Annotated in this window: 14 protein-coding genes; 7 read left to right on the plus strand and 7 right to left on the minus strand. The window is 70.8% G+C overall.

Annotated features, from left to right (window positions below; translation table 11 throughout):
* Positions 1 to 24 precede the first annotated feature (24 nt).
* On the plus strand, positions 25 to 288 hold the full coding sequence (locus J3R08_RS14065) for a hypothetical protein (protein ID WP_222948895.1): 264 nt from the start codon (positions 25 to 27) through the stop codon (positions 286 to 288).
* Positions 289 to 355: 67 nt separating this feature from the next.
* Here J3R08_RS14065 and J3R08_RS14070 read toward each other — a convergent pair whose 3' ends face one another.
* From J3R08_RS14070 to J3R08_RS14085, 4 genes are all read right to left on the minus strand, one after another.
* On the minus strand, positions 356 to 526 hold the full coding sequence (locus J3R08_RS14070) for a hypothetical protein (RefSeq protein ID WP_013285860.1): 171 nt from the start codon (positions 524 to 526) through the stop codon (positions 356 to 358).
* Positions 527 to 889: 363 nt separating this feature from the next.
* Positions 890 to 1,204 (minus strand): hypothetical protein, encoded by a 315-nt coding sequence (locus J3R08_RS14075; protein ID WP_245254734.1) that lies wholly within the window; start codon positions 1,202 to 1,204, stop codon positions 890 to 892.
* Between the two features lie 72 nt (positions 1,205 to 1,276).
* Entirely contained in the window at positions 1,277 to 2,272 is a 996-nt protein-coding gene (locus tag J3R08_RS14080; protein WP_069090147.1) for a nitroreductase, read from the minus strand.
* 106 nt (positions 2,273 to 2,378) lie between these two features.
* Positions 2,379 to 3,602, minus strand: a complete 1,224-nt coding sequence (locus J3R08_RS14085; protein ID WP_043324720.1) for a CdaR family transcriptional regulator — start codon at positions 3,600 to 3,602, stop codon at positions 2,379 to 2,381.
* Positions 3,603 to 3,685: 83 nt separating this feature from the next.
* Between J3R08_RS14085 and J3R08_RS14090 the strand changes: the two genes are divergently transcribed.
* From J3R08_RS14090 to J3R08_RS14115, 6 genes are all read left to right on the plus strand, one after another.
* Positions 3,686 to 4,777, plus strand: a complete 1,092-nt coding sequence (locus J3R08_RS14090) for a ferredoxin reductase (protein ID WP_187693053.1) — start codon at positions 3,686 to 3,688, stop codon at positions 4,775 to 4,777.
* Positions 4,778 to 4,791: 14 nt separating this feature from the next.
* Positions 4,792 to 5,931 (plus strand): acyl-CoA desaturase, encoded by a 1,140-nt coding sequence (locus J3R08_RS14095; protein WP_069090150.1) that lies wholly within the window; start codon positions 4,792 to 4,794, stop codon positions 5,929 to 5,931.
* 185 nt (positions 5,932 to 6,116) lie between these two features.
* Positions 6,117 to 7,463, plus strand: coding sequence for a glycosyltransferase family 4 protein (locus J3R08_RS14100; RefSeq protein ID WP_209964210.1), 1,347 nt, complete (start codon positions 6,117 to 6,119; stop codon positions 7,461 to 7,463).
* 437 nt (positions 7,464 to 7,900) lie between these two features.
* The gene (locus J3R08_RS14105; protein WP_209961533.1) at positions 7,901 to 9,103 is read left to right on the plus strand and encodes an alanine--tRNA ligase-related protein; all 1,203 of its coding nucleotides are present in this window, start codon (positions 7,901 to 7,903) and stop codon (positions 9,101 to 9,103) included.
* A 145-nt stretch (positions 9,104 to 9,248) separates the two neighbouring features.
* Positions 9,249 to 10,712, plus strand: coding sequence for an ATP-binding protein (locus J3R08_RS14110; RefSeq protein WP_209961535.1), 1,464 nt, complete (start codon positions 9,249 to 9,251; stop codon positions 10,710 to 10,712).
* Positions 10,713 to 10,728: 16 nt separating this feature from the next.
* Entirely contained in the window at positions 10,729 to 12,549 is a 1,821-nt protein-coding gene (locus J3R08_RS14115) for an acyl-CoA dehydrogenase (RefSeq protein WP_209961538.1), read from the plus strand.
* Positions 12,550 to 13,003: 454 nt separating this feature from the next.
* Here J3R08_RS14115 and J3R08_RS14120 read toward each other — a convergent pair whose 3' ends face one another.
* The 3 genes from J3R08_RS14120 to J3R08_RS14130 all read right to left on the minus strand — a co-directional run bounded on the left by J3R08_RS14120 (position 13,004) and on the right by J3R08_RS14130 (position 16,355).
* Entirely contained in the window at positions 13,004 to 14,068 is a 1,065-nt protein-coding gene (locus tag J3R08_RS14120; RefSeq protein ID WP_209961540.1) for a hypothetical protein, read from the minus strand.
* A gap of 605 nt (positions 14,069 to 14,673) precedes the next feature.
* Positions 14,674 to 15,252 (minus strand): HD family hydrolase, encoded by a 579-nt coding sequence (locus J3R08_RS14125; RefSeq protein WP_104114179.1) that lies wholly within the window; start codon positions 15,250 to 15,252, stop codon positions 14,674 to 14,676.
* Positions 15,249 to 16,355: a helix-turn-helix domain-containing protein gene (locus J3R08_RS14130; protein WP_374102407.1), complete on the minus strand. Its 1,107-nt coding sequence runs from the start codon at positions 16,353 to 16,355 to the stop codon at positions 15,249 to 15,251. Before J3R08_RS14130 ends, J3R08_RS14125 begins: the two co-directional genes overlap by 4 nt.
* Between the last annotated feature and the right edge of the window lie 202 nt (positions 16,356 to 16,557).

Here is a 16,557-nt window from a genome sequence, read left to right on the forward strand (position 1 = left end):
CCGGCCCGGGGCGGCGAGAGGAGCATGGTGAAGTTCGTCATCGAGAGCGAAGCCGACGGCACCGTGGGGTTCACCGTGGTCGGCGGCGACGGGCGGGTGCTCGCCACCGGGCAGCCCTGCCCGGACAAGGGTGCGGCGCTGGCCGCGGTGGGTGAGCTGATGCACGGGCTGGGTGAAGCCTGCATCGAGGACCGGACGGGGGCGACCGCCGGGCCGGTGGCCGGCACCCGGACCGAGATCGGCGACGACATGTCCGACATCGGCCGCTCCGGCATCCCGCCGGTCTGAGGCTGCTTCCGTGGCCGCCCTCCGGGGCGGCTGGAACCCGCCCGGCCGGCCGTGCGGGTTCGTGCGCTCACTGCTCGTCGTCGAGCACGTCCGTGTGGCCGTCGCGGGTGACGGTGGGCGGGAGGTGCTCGTCCGGCTGGGGCGCCTCGGCCAGCGTGTGGTGCGGGTCGCCGTCGGGCGAGAACAGCACCCGATCGGTCTTGCGGGTCTTCTCCTGCTCCTCCTCCGGCTCAGTCACCGCGTTCTCCCTCCGCTCACCGGCGCCCCGGGCAGGCCACCTCGCCCCACGCTATGCGCCGGACGGGCCCCGGGAGCGGGTTTCCGCCCGACGGCCGCCCCGCACCCGGCCCTGGTCGTCCCGACATGCCGACCCCCTCGCCGTCACGTACGGTAGTGCCGAAGCTGAGCCCGCATGGTTCACCTCGGGCCACTTTGCTCTGCAGCCATCGACGTGACGGTGACTCACGGCTACCGCCGCGTATGAGGCTGCAGAGCAAAGTCGGCGGAGAGGCAACAGCATCGTCAACGACCAGTCGAGCGTCTTGGCTGCTCAGACGCAGCGTGCGCGGAAAGGCGGTGCATTCGCCCCAGAAACCTCCCATCACTCACTGTGACGATGCGCTGCGTCGGAATCGAGGTGACGGACAGTCACCACCTGGCCTGGGCTCGGGTCGCCGAAGGGGCCGATCAGGGCGGCCACGGTGGCGTGCCGCGCGGCCGGATCGGCGCGGGTGGCCCGGGCGACGACCGCGCGTTCCGCGGTGGTGCCGCGCCAGCCGGACAGGCCGTCGAGCGGGTGGTGAAGCGTGCGACCGAGCGCGTGGGCCGTGAGGCGGTCGTCGACGGTCGCGCCCCGGGTCAGCTCCTGCGGCGACAGGTAGCGGCGGGACCCGGGCAGCCGGCCGGAGTCGAGCACGAACGGTCCCGCCGGTACTCGTCCAGGTCGATCAGCCACATCCGGCGGGCATCGAAGTCGTAGAGGCCGGAGTCAGTCCACCACCTCGATGACGTCGCCCGGCGCGCGGCGCGGCGCCGGCGGCAGCTCGGCCTCCGGGCCCCAGCCGACGCGCACGATCAGGTACGGGCTGCCGATGCCGGCGAGCAGGTCACGCATCATCCGGCGCGGCCAGGCCAGCTCGACGGCGTCGCTGAGCGGTGCGCTGGCCAGCCCTTCGGCGGTGGCGGTGAGCAACAGCGCCGACAGCGCCTCGCCGCCGCGCAGCCAGGCGGCGGGCTCGTCGTCCTCACCGAACAGGATCAGGTACGCCGCGCCGCGGTCGAAGTCCGTGCCCGCGCTGAGGCCGGCCGCCCCGCCGGGCGCGTAGTCGCGCAGCGGCACCCGCCGTGGGGAGGGCCGCACGGCGGTGGCTGCGGGCACTCCGTCGCCGCTGCCCGCCGGCCGGTTGGTCCACCGGTTCAGCTCCTCCCGGTACGCGGGGTCGGCCAGCTCCGCCTCGGCGGCGCGGCCGGTGGACACGGCGAGCATCGGCATCTGGTCCGGCCGGACCACGTGCAGGTGGGCGCCCTCGGCTTCGACGGCGTCCCCGAGCCGGGCCAGCACCGCCTCCGGCACCGGCCGGTCGCCGTACGCCCGCCGGTCGGTGCGACGGCGCGGGATCGCGTCGACGAGCCGGCCCGCCGGCACGTCCAGGTCGATCGGGCCGGTCGTGCGGATCCGGGCCAGCAACGACGGGTCGGACGGGTCGGGCAGCCGCTCGACCACCGCCGCCCAGCCGAACGCCGCCAGCGACACGCGCGCGTGGTGCAGGGCGGCGCCGCAGCTCAGCATCAGCAACCGGCCGTCCGGGTCGGTGTGCGTGAGCTGCCGATCCGGGTCGCCGCGCAGCTCCAGCGCGTCCGCGGTGATCCGCCAGCGCCAGGGCTGGGTGTTGAACACCGACGGGGCGTGCAGGGACTGCCGGGCGGCCGCCTCCAGCACCCGTACCCTCGGGTCCTGGCCGGTGCGGGTCGGTGTGCTGTTCATGGCGGCCCTCCTGGTTGCTCGTCCCCTTCCGACCCTGCCCGCCGCCGTCGCGGGCGGACAGGGCCGGAGGTCCCGGCCGCACCGGGCCGTGCGCCCCGGCGCGGCGTCAGGCGGCGTCCGGCTCCGGGGGTACGGCCAGCGCGATCGTGAGGTCGAGGACGGCGGCGGGGTCGAGCAGCCGGTCGCCGAACAGCTCGCGGAGCTTGCCCATCCGGTAGCGGACGGTCTGCGGATGCACGAACAGGTCGGCGGCCACGTCGTCGCGGCGTCCCTGGTGCAGCAGCCACGACCGCAGCGTCTCGGCCAGCCGGTGCGCGGTGGCCGGGGGCAGCGCGGCCAGCGGCGCGAGGGCCTGCGCGCGCAGGTCGGCCAGGGCCTCCGGGTCCATGCTGAGCAGCAGCGTGGCCAGGTGACGCTCAGTGTCGACAGGTCCGGCGTCCGGCTCGCCGAGGCCGAGCGCGAGCGCCCGGGTGGCCCGCTGGTACGACGCGGCGACCCGGTGCCAGGGGCGGGCCGGGCCGAGCACCGCCCGGTGCCCGTGCAGCAGCCGGGTGAGCTGGCGGCGCCGGCCGCCGTGCATGTCCGGCACCAGCAGTACGGCCAGCTCCTCGACCGGGTTCATGCCGGGCAGGTCCTCGCCGCTCTCCAGCGTGTGCGGGCTGAGCAGTGCCAACACGGCGCGCAGGTGCCGGCGGGGCAGCAGCACCACCGTCAGCGTCTGCGGCGGCGGCCAGTCGGCGCGCTCCGCGCTGCGCCGCAGCGACTCCTCCGGCTCACCGGCCAGCAACTGCTGGGTGAGCCGTTCCAGGCTGCGGCGGCGCATCCGGCCGGCGCTGGCCAGCTCGTCGGCGTGCCCGGCCACGCTCGCCGCGGACAGCTCGTCGATGTACGCGAACATCAACTCGGCGAACTCGGCCACCGTCTCGGCGGCGAGCCCGCTGCGCACCGTCGTGGTGGACACCTCACGCCAGGCCACCCGGGCGCCCACCCGGTACGCGGCCAGCAGCGCGTCCATGCTGCGCCCCGAGCGGGCCTCACCGCTGCCCAGCGCGTACGCGGCCTCCAGCGCCGGGGCCAGGGGAGTGCTCGGGTCGAACGCCTGGGTACCCTCGATGAGCTGGAGGAACGTGCCGAGCGCGATGCGTACCGCGTTTTCGATCTTCGCCCGCATGGCGCCGGTGAGCGCGCCGGAGTAGTCCGGCACCTCGGCGGTGATCGCGGAGACGGTCCGTTCGGCGACCATCGGCAGCCGGTCGCGCAGCGTCGCGGCCATGCCGGCCTCGAGGTTGAGGTGCGCGGCGCGCTGCCCAGTGCCGGCCTCCAACGTCATGTTGTTCCCTCCGAACAAAAACCCGCGACCGTTTCACCTTTGTCGGTCAAGATGTTATGCGATCGGGCGGTCACGCTGGTCATATGACCACAACTGCCTCCCGCCGCCCTCAGAAGGTCACCTTCCGGGACAGGCTGCTGCGGCTGGCCGGAGCGGTCACCACGCCGGTGCTGCCCGACGACTACCTCGACCTGATCGCGCCGCTGCGCGCCGGCGCCCCGCTGCGCGGCCGGATCGTCGCCGTCCGCCCGGAGACCCGGGACGCGGCCACGCTGGTGATCCAGCCCGGCCGCGCCTGGCAGGGCCACCTGCCCGGGCAGTACATCCGTCTCGGCGTCGACGTCGACGGCGTGCGCCAGTGGCGCGCGTACTCGGTCACCTCCGCGCCGGACGCCCCGGACGGCCGGATCAGCGTCACCGTGAAGGCCATCCCCGACGGCAAGGTCAGCAACCACCTCGTACGCCGGCTCCGGCCCGGCACGATCGTGCACCTCGACCAGGCACAGGGCGACTTCGTGCTCCCGAGCGCGACGCCCGAGCGGGTCCTGTTCCTCACCGCCGGCAGCGGCATCACCCCGGTCATGGGGATGCTGCGCTCCGGGCTGGCCGACCGGGCCGACGTGGTGCTCGTGCACTCCGCGCCCACCCGCGACGACGTCATCTTCGGTACGGAACTGCGCGCGCTCGCCGACCGCGGCGCGCTGCGGCTGGTCGAGCGGCACACCGACACCGACGGCCTGCTCGACGTCGCCGAACTCGCCGCCCTGGTGCCCGACCACCTCGACCGCGAGGCGTGGGCCTGCGGCCCGATCGGCATGCTCGACGCGGTCGAGGGGTACTGGTCGTCGAACGGCCTCGTCGAACGGTTGCACACCGAGCGGTTCCGCCCGACGGTGATCACGCCGGGCGAGGGAGGCACGGTGACCTTCACCGGAGCGGGGGTGACCGTCGAGTCCGACGGCGCCACCACCCTGCTCGACGCGGGGGAGAACGCCGGAGTGCTGATGCCTTCCGGGTGCCGGATGGGCATCTGCTTCGGCTGCGTCGTACCGCTGCGCCAGGGCGCCGTCCGTGACCTGCGCAACGGCGACGTCACCACTGCCGTACCGGGGGACGGCGTGCTCGTCCAGACGTGCGTGTCGGCCGCCGCCGGTACCTGCGACATCGATCTCTGACAGGAGCCACCCACGTGACCGTCATCCAGAAGAAGGCCGTCAACCCGATCGCCCACCTGAGCGCCGAGGACATCGAGATCATCGGCAAGGAGTTGGACGCGATCCGGGACCGGGTCCTCGCCGACCGGGGGGAGCGGGACGCCCGCTACATCCGCAAGGTGGTCAAGACCCAGCGGACACTGGAGATGAGTAGTCGCGCGGTGCTGTTGTTCTCGCTGTTCCCGCCGGCCTGGATCGTCGGCACGGCCGGCCTCACGGTCGCCAAGATCCTGGAGAACATGGAGATCGGGCACAACGTCCTGCACGGCCAGTGGGACTGGATGCGCGACCCGAAGATCCACTCCACCACCTGGGAGTGGGACCACGTCTCCCCGGCCGACCAGTGGAAGCAGTCGCACAACGAGCTGCACCACCGCTACACCAACGTCGTCGGCAAGGACAACGACCTCGGGTACGGCATCATGCGCGTCGACGAGGACCAGCCGTGGCACCCGATGCACCTCGGCCAGCCGCTCTGGAACCTGATCAACGCCATGTTCTTCGAGTACGGCATCGCCGCGTACGACATGGAACTCGGCGACCACCTCAAGCAGCGCAAGCTCAAGGACCCGAAGTTCCGCGCCAAGGCCCGGGCCGTCGGCCGCAAGATCCGCCGCCAGGTGCTCAAGGACTACGTGGTGCACCCGCTGCTGTCCGGCCCGTCGTTCCTGACCACGCTCGCCGCCACGTTCACCGCGAACCTGCTCCGCAACGTGTGGAGCCACTCGGTGATCATGTGCGGGCACTTCCCGAACGGCGTGGAGACGTTCGAGAAGACCTCCATCGAGGGCGAGACGCGCGGCGAGTGGTACCTGCGCCAGATGCTCGGCTCGGCCAACATCAGCGGCAGCCGGCTGCTGCACATCATGACCGGCAACCTGTCGTACCAGATCGAGCACCACCTCTTCCCCGACCTGCCCAGCAACCGCTACCAGGAGATCGCGCCGCAGGTACGCGCGCTGTTCGACAGGTACGGCCTGCACTACACCACCGGCCCGCTGCCCAAGCAGGTCGCCTCCGCGTGGTGGAAGGTCATCCGGCTGTCGCTGCCCAACCGCAACGACAGCCGGCAGCCGGTCGCCCCGGCCGCGCTGGCCTCCTCCGGCACGGCCTGACCCGACCGTTCGGTGCACGGCCGGTGAACTTCCACCGGCCGGCACCTGACCAGTTGCTGCACAGTCGGTATCCGCGCAGCTCAGAGCGGTCTTCGCGGCCGTCGTGACAGCCCCGCGTCCCCGTACACTCGCGCCCGTTGCGGGCGTACGGGTGAAGGGGTGGAACGCCGATGCGGCGCGTGGTCATGCTCGTCGACAACGCGGTCGAGGGTGACTCGCGGGTGCAGAAGACGGCCCGCTCGGCCGCCGACGCCGGCTGGGACGTCACGCTGATCGGCTGCGCCCACGTCGACGCCGAACGCCGCTGGCGGCTCGGCGACGCCGAGGTACGCGTCCTGCCGCTCGCCGCCGTTGCCGCCTCGGGCCGTGACGCTGGTTCACGCGACGGCTCCGGGCTGCGTGGCGTGTCCGGGCTGCGCAGCGTTTCCGGGCTGCGGGCTCGGCTGGTGGCCCGGGGCGGACTGCCGTTGCGCGCGGCGCGGCTGGCCCGCCGGCCCGTCGAGCACGCCGAGGTCCGTTTCTGGCGGGCCCGGCTGCGCGACGGGGCCTGGCGGCGGCTGGAGCCGGGCCTCTGGGACTACGAACGGGTCGCCGGACCGGTCGTCGACGACCTGCGCCCCGACCTGATCCACGCGCACGACTTCCGGATGCTCGGCGTCGCCGCCCGCGCCGTGGACCGCGCCCGCGCCGCCGGACGTGACGTCAAGCTGGTCTGGGACGCGCACGAGTGGCTGCCCGGTGCGCGGCCGCGTCGGGACAACGCCCGCTGGCTGCCCGCCCACCTCGGTTACGTCCGCGAGTACGTCGGTCACGCCGACGCGGTCGTCACCGTCTCCGACACGCTCGCCGACCTGCTGGTACGCGACCACGCCCTGCCCGAACGCCCGACCGTGATCCTCAACGCCCCGATCGCCGCCACCACGGAGACATCCGCTCCCGATCTGCGGAAGCGCTGCGGTCTGCCACCGGACACGCCGCTGCTGGTCTACAGCGGGGCGATGGCCGTGCAGCGCGGCGTGGACACGGTGGTCGAGGCGTTGCCGCTGCTGCCCGGCGTACACCTGGCGCTTGTCGTCGCCGACCCGGCTGCCGCCTACGTCCGCCAGGTCGTCGCCCGCGCGGACCGGCACGGGGTGGGGGACCGGGTGCACGTGCTGCCGTACGTGCCGCACCGCCAGCTCGTCGCGTTCCTCGCCACCGCCGACATCGGGCTGATCCCGCTGCACCACTGGCCCAACCACGAGATCGCGCTGATCACCAAGTTCTTCGAGTACGCGCACGCGCGGCTGCCGATCGTGGTCAGCGACGTCCGCACCATGGCCGAGACGGTCCGCGCCACCGGCCAGGGCGAGGTGTTCCGTGCCCGCGACGCCGCCGACCTGGCCCATGCCGTGCGGGCGGTGCTCGCGGATCCGGCCCGTTACCGCGCCGCGTACGAGGGTGAGGACTCCCCGCTCCCGGGGTGGACGTGGGAGGCGCAGGCCGAACGCCTCGACGCCCTCTACCGCCGCCTGCTCACCCCCATCCGCTGACGCCCGCCTCCCGCCACCCACCTCCCGCTTCCCGCCTCGCTCGGGTGGAACACCATGGGTGTCTCCGGCCCGTTTTGACACCCATGGCGTTCCACCCGCACCCCGGGGGCGGCATGGTCAACTCCAGCTCGGCGAAGTGGCGGCATCCGAGGGGTGCCGACCCCGCCATTTCGGGGGAGTGGTGTTGATCATGAGACGCGAGGGCGGGGCGCGGGAAAAGTGGTGGGCGGGACAGGGGCGGCCGGGCTAGCGTCGATGTATGCAGAGCAGGCGCAGTCTTACCGCCGCGGCCGCGCGAGCTTCCCGCTCGCCGGTTGCCGCCGCCTGACCTGCCCCACACCCACGCCGGCGACCGGAAACGGTCCGCCGGCGTCGTCGTGTCGACGCCAACGCGCGCGGCGGGCCGTCCGGTCACCCGTACCCGGAAGGCACCCGCCATGACACCCGACGACATCACCCGGACGTTCCTCGACCACTACCACCGGCACGACCATCAGCGTGCGCCGGAGAGCTCACTCGTTCCGCCGCCTGGTGACCCGGTGCTGTTCACCACGTCCGGCATGCACCCGCTCACGCCGTACCTGCTGGGGCGCCCGCACCCGGGCGGGCGGCGACTGGCGAACGTGCAGCGGTGCCTGCGCACCACGGACCTGGACGAGGTCGGCGACGACACGCACCTGACCGTGTTCCAGATGCTCGGCTCGTGGTCGCTCGGCGACTACGACATCGCGACCAGCCTGCGCTGGGGCTTCGACCTGCTCACCGACGGGTTCGGCATCCCGGTGGAGAGGCTGCACGCCACGGTCTTCGGCGGCGGCAACGGTGAAGGGCCGGACGACACCGCGCGGGACACCTGGACCGGGCTCGGCGTGCCGGTGGAGCCGCTGGGCGAGGACAACTGGTGGTCCAACGGCCCGACCGGCCCCTGCGGACCGGACTCGGAGATCTTCGTGTGGACCGGCGACGGCCCGCCCACCGGCACGCCCAGCAGCGACGCGCGGTGGGTGGAGGTGTGGAACCACGTGCAGATGCGCTACCACAGGCACCCCGACGGGCGGCTCACGCCGCTGCCGCACTCGAGCATCGACACCGGCATGGGCCTGGAACGGCTGGAGATGGTGTTGCGCGGCGACCGGTCCGTGTTCACCGGCGACGGGCTGCGCCGGTGGGTGGACGCGGTAGGCAACTGGGGCCTGCGCGACGAGGACCTGCGCGTGGTCGCCGACCACCTGCGGTCCGCGGTGGTCGTGCTCGGTGACGGGGTACGCCCCGGCAACACCGGCCGCGGGTACGTGCTGCGGCGGCTGCTGCGCCGCGCGCTCACCGTGCTGTGGCGCGACGACCCGGCGCGCACCCTCGACGGGCTGCCGCCCGAGCTGTACGCGGACACGCTGCGCCGCTTCCGTCAGCTGTCCGATCCGGGCACGCCGCCCGGCGAGCGACCGGTCGACGTCGGCTCGCTGCACGCGACGCTGGTGGACGAGGAGCGCCGCTTCCGCGGGCTGCTGCGACGCGGACGGCCGCTCGTGGACCGGGTACGGGAGCGCGGCCCGCTGACCGAGCGCGACTACCACTGGCTGCACGACACCCACGGGCTGCCCCGCGACCTGGTCGACGGCCTGCTCGCCGAGACGAGCTGAGCAGCGGCCGGGGGAGCGGGCCGGGCGGGCACCAGCCGGGGAGCAGCAGCCGGCTCAGCGGTGGCCGCCCGGCCGGGCCGGTGCCAGACTCGGAGGCGGACGCCACGCGAGGGAAGCGGACGCCGCCGTGAGGAGAGGGCAGCCGATGACCGAGGTACGGCCGGACGAGGAGACGGTGCCGCTGCTCGGCGCCGAGGTGCGCATCGCCGACGCGGCGGGGCTGCTCGCCGCCGCCGTCGACGGGCCGGTGGAGCTGATGGTCGACGGCGACTTCCCGGCCCCGGTGCGGGAGGCGCTCTGCACCGTGCGCGCCGACACCGCGGACGGGCAGCCGGCGCACCGCTTCGAGGCGTACCTGCGGGTGGAGAGCACCCCGGCGGGCCTGCTCGCCCTCGTTCTGGCCGGGCCGGTCGGCGTGCTGCTCGCCGAGCGGCTGGCCGCCCGCGGCGGCGACGGCCCGGCCGCCGCGGTGGGCCGGATGGCCGCGGAGGCCGGACGGCGGATCTGGCCGCGACCGGTCGCCACGCTCGCCGCGCCGCCCGGCGACGAGGCCGGCCGGGAGGTGCTGCGCGCGGCCCGGGAAGCCGGGCTGCGGCCCCGCGTCGACCAGGACAACGGCACGGTACGCATCCACGCCGACGTACCAAGCGCCGACGTGGGTCCGGCGCACCTGACGGCGATGCTCGGCCTGCTGCTCCAGGCCGTACGCGAGTTGTCCGGCGACAGCGACGAGCCGACCGTGCTGCGCGGACGGACGTACGTCGTGGGGCGGCGACCGGTGACGACGGCGGCCGGGCCGCGCAGCGCGACGGTGACCCTCGACCAGGTCGGCGGCCTGCCCGACGTGGTCGCGCAGTTCCGCGAGGTGGCGGTGTCGTTCCGGCACCCGGCGGCGATGGCCCGCTGGGGCGCGCGCCGGCCGCAGGGCATCCTGATGTACGGGCCGCCCGGCACCGGCAAGACCATGCTGGCCCGGGCCCTCGCGAACGAGATCGGCGCGGACTTCGTGGAGATCCGCACCCCGGAGATCCTGGACAAGTACCTCGGCGGCTCGGAACGCAACATCAAGCGCATCTTCCGGGAGGCGCGCCGCTACCGGCGGCCCACCGTGATGCTGTTCGACGAGTTCGACTCGATCATCAGCTACGCCGGGGCGGGCGGCGACGCGGCCAGCCAGGCCGTCAACGCGGTAGCGGGCATCTTCAAGCAGGAGATGAACACGCTGTTCGAGGAGAACCCCGACGTCATCGTGGTGGCCACCACCAACTTCCCGCACCGCGTCGACGCCTCGCTGATCCGCTCCGGCCGATTCGACCTGAAGATCGCCATTCCGGCGCCGGACGAGAACGGACGCGCGGAGATCCTCACCAAGATGATCCGCGAGCTGATCGACCGGCACGAACGGCCCGGCTTCACAATGTTCGCCGACGACCTCGACCCGGCCGCCCTCGCGGCCGACACGGCCGGGCTGACCGGCGCGGACCTTCGCGAGGCGCTACGCCGGGTGCAACTCGCCAAGGCACTCCGGGAAGCGGCGGAGGGTGCGCCGCCGGCTCCGATCGGTCAGGATGACGTGCGGGAGGCCGTCGCCGGGTTGCGCCGCGGCTGACCGGAAGGAGTCCACGTTGTCCTCGTCCGATCTGCTGCTGTCCCGCCGCGACCTCACGTTCCTGCTGCACGACTGGCTGGACGTGACCCGGCTGACCGAGCGCCCCCGCTACGCCGAGCACACCAGGGAGACCGTCGACGCGGTGCTGGACCTCGCCGCCCAGGTGGCCGCCGAGCGCTTCGCCCCGCACAACCGGGCCGCCGACACCGGCGAGCCCACGTTCGACGGGCAGCGCGTACGGACCATCCCGCAGGTCAAGGCCGCGCTGGAGGCGTTCGCCGAGACCGGGCTGCTCGCCGCCACCATGGACGAGTCGGTCGGCGGCCTGCAACTGCCGCACACGGTGGCCGCCGCCGCGTTCGCCTGGTTCCAGGCCGCCAACGTCGGCACGGCGGCGTACCCGATGCTCACCCTCGGCAACGCCAACCTGCTGCTCGCCCACGGCAGCGCCGAGCAGATCGACACCTGGGTACGCCCCATGGTCGAGGGGCGGTTCTTCGGCACCATGTGCCTGTCCGAGCCACAGGCCGGCAGCTCCCTGACCGACCTCACCACCCGGGCCGAGCCGCAGGACGACGGCACCTACCGGATCGTCGGCACCAAGATGTGGATCTCCGGCGGTGACCACGAGCTGGCCGAGAACATCGTCCACCTGGTGCTTGCCCGCATCCCCGGCGCGCCGGCCGGCGTGAAGGGCCTGTCGCTGTTCATCGTGCCGAAGGTGCTGCTCGACAACGACGGCAACCTCGGGCCGCGCAACGACGTGGTGCTGGTCGGGCTCAACCACAAGCTCGGCTACCGGGGCACCACGAACACGCTGCTGAACTTCGGCGAGGGCGTGCACCGGCCGTACGGGCGGGCCGGGGCGGTCGGCTACCTGGTCGGGCAGCCGCACCAAGGGCTCGCGGTCATGTTCCACATGATGAACGAGGCGCGCATCGGCATCGGGGCCGGCGCCACGGCGCTCGGCTACACCGCGTACCTGAAGTCCGTCGCGTACGCCCGGCAGCGCCCGCAGGGCCGCCCGGTCGCCGACAAGGACCCGACCACGCCGCAGGTGCCGATCGTGGCCCACCCCGACGTACGCCGGATGCTGCTGGCCCAGAAGAGCTACGTCGAGGGCGCGCTCGCGCTGGTGCTCTACTGCGGACGGCTGCTCGACGAGCAGAAGACCGCGCCGGCCGAGGCCGACCGTGAAAGGGCGCAACTGCTGCTGGACCTGCTCACCCCGATCACCAAGAGCTGGCCGGCCCAGTGGTGCCTGGCCGCCAACGACCTGGCCATCCAGGTGCACGGCGGGTACGGCTACACCCGCGACTACGACGTCGAGCAGCACTGGCGCGACAACCGCCTCAACGCCATCCACGAGGGCACCCACGGCATCCAGGCCCTCGACCTGCTCGGCCGCAAGGTCACCATGCGCGACGGCGCCGCGCTGGAGCTGCTGCTGGAGACCATCCGCGGCACGATCAGCCGGGCGTGGAAGGCCGACGGGTTCGCCTCCGAGCTGGCCGGGCAGCTCGCCGCCGCGGTCGACCGGATCGCCGTGGTGACGCGGCGGTTGTGGGCGCCGGGCGATCCGGAGCTGGCGCTGGCGAACGCCTCGGTCTACCTGGAGGCGGTCGGGCACGTGGTGATCGCGTGGATGTGGCTGGAGCAGGTGCTGGTGGTGGAGGCGCTGGGGTCGCCGGACGGGGCCGAGGGGGAGTTCCTGGCAGGGAAGAGGCAGGCGGCGCGGTACTTCTACAGGTGGGAGTTGCCGAAGGTGGCGGCGCAGTTCGAGCTGTTGGAAGGGCTGGACCGGACCACGCTGGACATGCGCGAGAGCTGGTTCTGAGCGGGAGACACGCCCTTCGTGGTCACCCACATCACCGGCTCACGTCACTCCGCAGGGTGCTCGCTGGCAGCCGCGAAGCGTTCGAGTTGGAAGCCGACCAGGTCCGCGCCCTGGCCGAGGAATGCCCCGCCCATCGCGCTCGCATCCCAGGCGCGCACTGTTGCGCCGAGATCGGCATGGTCAGAACTTGCCGCCACCCCGACTGACGCGGGACGTACGTCGAACTTGATGCCGAATACTCACGGTAGTGCCGCGGTCCGGCGGCGGCAGGCCACGGCAAGCAACTTGCGGCAGATTAGTAAGCTGCTGGAGCCTACTGCAGTTCCCGAGTCGCAAATCTCCCTATGCTCGAGTTTTCATTCTGTGTACTTACTGGTCACTGCGTCTTTTTCTGCACGCAATGGAGGGCGGGCGGGCAGATTGGATGCCTGCCACATGCAGTGCTGCAATTATCTTATTCACCAAGAATGAACCAGTCGCTTGGGTCGACGCTGGAACGACCATCCAAGTACGTTTCGGCATCAAACGAGGTTAAGAATGCTTCGTCGAAATCAAGCTGCCCTATGGGGTCTTGTGGACACCAGGAAAGAGTGAAATGGAAGCTGCCGCTGACGTCTGCTTCGCCTTGGAGATCCTCTAACTCGTCGCCAAGGTCAGACGTGCGAGTGACCGTGCCCGTGACCCGCGCATCGAACTTGCCATCGAACTCAAGCTCTACGGTCGCGGGAGGTGACGCGAAAAATTTGACAGATTCGATCACTATGATTGGCCAGTCAACCTCAAGAGAGCCGACGTCCGGTGCCCCAGCGCCCTCATCGTGGCCCCGAAGTGCATGCCCGGAAGAGTCTTCGACGCGGAGCAAAAGATCACCAAGAGGTGCTGAGAGGGCTTTTTCCAAATCGGCGCCAACCATGCCTTCAATAATTTTTACCGCAGCCCTTCCTTCCTCATTCAACTTAAGTTCAATTGCATGACTTCGCCCTCTCGACTCGACTTCCACACCGCGGATCACATAGAAGTCAGCCTTGTCGGCGCCGAGTTCTGACAGTCTTTGCACTACAGCAGGGGCCGCCTCCTCGAAGGTTGTTCGGTTTCGAGGGTCGCTCAAGTCGGCCTCAGCGGCAAGTAGGAGTGCAGTGCCAATGTCCGACGATTTCCCGAAGGAGCGCACGCGGCTAGAGACTTTTCCTTCGAGCCTTCTTGCCTTCTTGATATGACTTACTATGACGGGGATTTGTGTCAGATCTTGATCGCCCTTGTCCTTGTTGCATTCTCCGCAGATTGGCGCGAGGTTATATAGTGCATCGACATCATATTCTTCGGTGAGTGCAAACGCCTCATTAAGGCGCTTGCGCTCATAAGTTGTAGAGGTCCTTGGGAGGATGTGGTCGATCTCTAGGGCGGAGTAATCCTTGAACCTGCGACACCAGTAGCATCTTGACTCCCACACTTGGCGAAGGACGTGCCTGAGGAGTCGATTATTTCCACCTTGTACGTACCGTACGTCCGTTTTGGCCACATGACCCGCCTTATACTCGCCCGGTTTTGGGCGACCCGGTAGCCACTTGCTGCAGTAAGTAGCAAAGGTCGGCCTTGCCGTGAAGCAGCAGCAACGCCGGCCTAGTCGCCCGGGGTACCCTCGTGGGGTTCGTAGATGTTTGCGGCGCCACTATCGGCAGCGGCAGGGGTCGAGTCCGTGGCGGGGAGATCCTGCTCACGGCTCAAGAGTCGCTGCGGAACAAGCTTCCGCGGATCGAGTCTTCTGAGATCGACACCGGCCGACACGGCGGCTGCGCCTGCGGCCATGCCAATCGCGATGCCGATCGCCAGGCCTCTCTGCAGGCCCTTTTTTTCACCGAGAGCTCGGCCGATTTGTTCGCCGAGAGCGAGGCCCTCTCCCACGCCTGTGTGGTGGCCTGCACCCCATGCCGCGTTGCCCATGCCTGTGCCCTTCTGTGGTGCCTGCGAGTATGAAGAAAGCCTAGCCGCGGGCCGCCAGCGGCTCCTCAGTCGTTGCGGGCTGGCTTGTCGCGAGTTCCGCGCCAGGGCCGGGCAAGCGGGGTCCTTAAACGCACTCTCATCGGCAGCTGCGGAAGCCGGAGAGGGCCGGGCGGTAGCCGACGTCTATGTGAGGCTGGGTGGAGTTAGCCACGCCACCGGGGCGCCGTCCAGGGCGGCGTCGGCGAGGCGGTGGGCGGATGCTGTCTTTAGCGCCGCCCGGGAGCTGTCGATCCAGCGCTGAACGTCCGCGACTCCCTGGTGCCGGTATTCGACCGCTTGGACGAGGCACTCCAACTTGTCCGCGTCGCGGGCCACGATGGCTTCCAGAGTTTCGCCGGCCTCGTACTCTGCAACGGCAGCGTTGATCACGTCGGCAACTGCGGGTGGGCAGCCGGCGACCTGGTCGGCGGTGACGGCGGTGTTGGGCGCGGCGGTGAGGTAGCGCTTGGCGATGTGCGGGATGTCGGTGATCCGGGTTTCCTGCGTGTCGTGCAGGACGCACAGCATCGAGACCCGAGCCGGGTCGGCGCCCTCCATGGCCGCGAGCATCATGCCGATGAGCGCCGTGCGGAACGAATGCTCGGCGATCGACTCAGGGTGCTTCACACCCGCGAACCACCAACCGGTACGGGCGGCGCGTTTGAGCACGCCGGCCTCGAAGATGAAGCTCATGGCTCCGGCGGCGTCCTGGTCCTCGCTCATCTGCCCGTCCCTGTAGCGGTGACTCCGTCAGCGCGGAGGCTGTAGAGGATAGACGTTAGTTCTTGTCGTGACTGCCTGGATAGCTGCTCACTGTCGAGCAGCGTGGCGCACCGGTCGGCCAGTACCTGCCCGGTCGCGAGGTCGTCGTGGGTGAGGCCGCGCCTCGCCATGAGCAGGGCCCAGAGGTTGTGCACGTTGAGGTCGACAAACGGATGGCCGATGGTGAGGCGTTCGACCAGGTGCCGGAACAGCACGACTCCTCGCCAGTCGCCGAGAGCGGCGGGCATGAACGAGTCGTCGCGATGCCGGCACGGGATTTCACCAACCCAGTAGGCGGAGTAGTTGAGCGCGGCCCGCTCGCAGGCGTCGTCCGGGTGGGCGCGGGTGATGAAGTCTCTCAGCGGCTCGGGGTCTCCCTGGTTCGCGAGGGAAGTCACCATCGACCGCATGTCGGGCCACAACGGCGACCAGGTGTGGAAGCGGGTGATCCGACGAGCCGTCCGGGTGGTGCCTTCGGCTAGCCATGACGCGGAGGCGCCTGTGGGATCCATGCCGGCAAGGAAGCAGGCTTGCCGGTGCAGCAGGACGTCTCGTTCGCGCTCGGAGGCCGAGCGTTCGGCGAGCACGCGAAGGCGTACGAAGAAGGCCCGCCTTTCGTCGGCGGAGAGAAGCGGGGCCGTCGCGACGGGGCCGCGTCGGCGGGGTGTGGGGAGACTCCGGATGAAGGTCGGCGTCTGCCCAAGAACGCTCCAGACGATCAGGTCGGTCAGACGGTGCGTCAGCACCGACCAGCCGAGGGGTTGCTCGGCGATGGGGGATCGGTCCGCCTCGTCCCGGAGGAGCGCCGCAAGGATGAGGTCTGCCTCAGCGGCATCGTCGAGAGCGGCCAGCAGCTTCGTATTCGCTCCGAGCCGTCCGAGTCGCTGGCGAATCGCAACGGCCTGACCGAATGGCACGGCGGTGAACGGCCTGCGCCCCGACTCCCAGCTCTGAACGGTCACCCGGTCCACGTCCAGATGCGCGGCGAGTTGTTCCTGGGTCAGCGGCACGGTTTCCCGAATGAGCTTCAGGAGGTAGCCCGTCACCTCGCCGCGTTGCGGCATGGAACTGCGGTGACCTGCCAACTGACATCCCTACGTTGACCGGTGGTCGACGTTTCGCCGGAAGCGGACCGCGAGGTGGCGTTCCTGATCGGCTCACTCGTACCGCTGGTGAGTCCAGTGATCGACGTCGTGATCGTAGCGTCGCAGTTACCGAACGTTCCAGATCCGGTCCGCGATTCGTGGCCGGTCGAATTCCGCTGCC

This window comes from Micromonospora sp. HB375 (assembly GCF_017872985.1).
GTDB lineage: Bacteria > Actinomycetota > Actinomycetes > Mycobacteriales > Micromonosporaceae > Micromonospora > Micromonospora chalcea.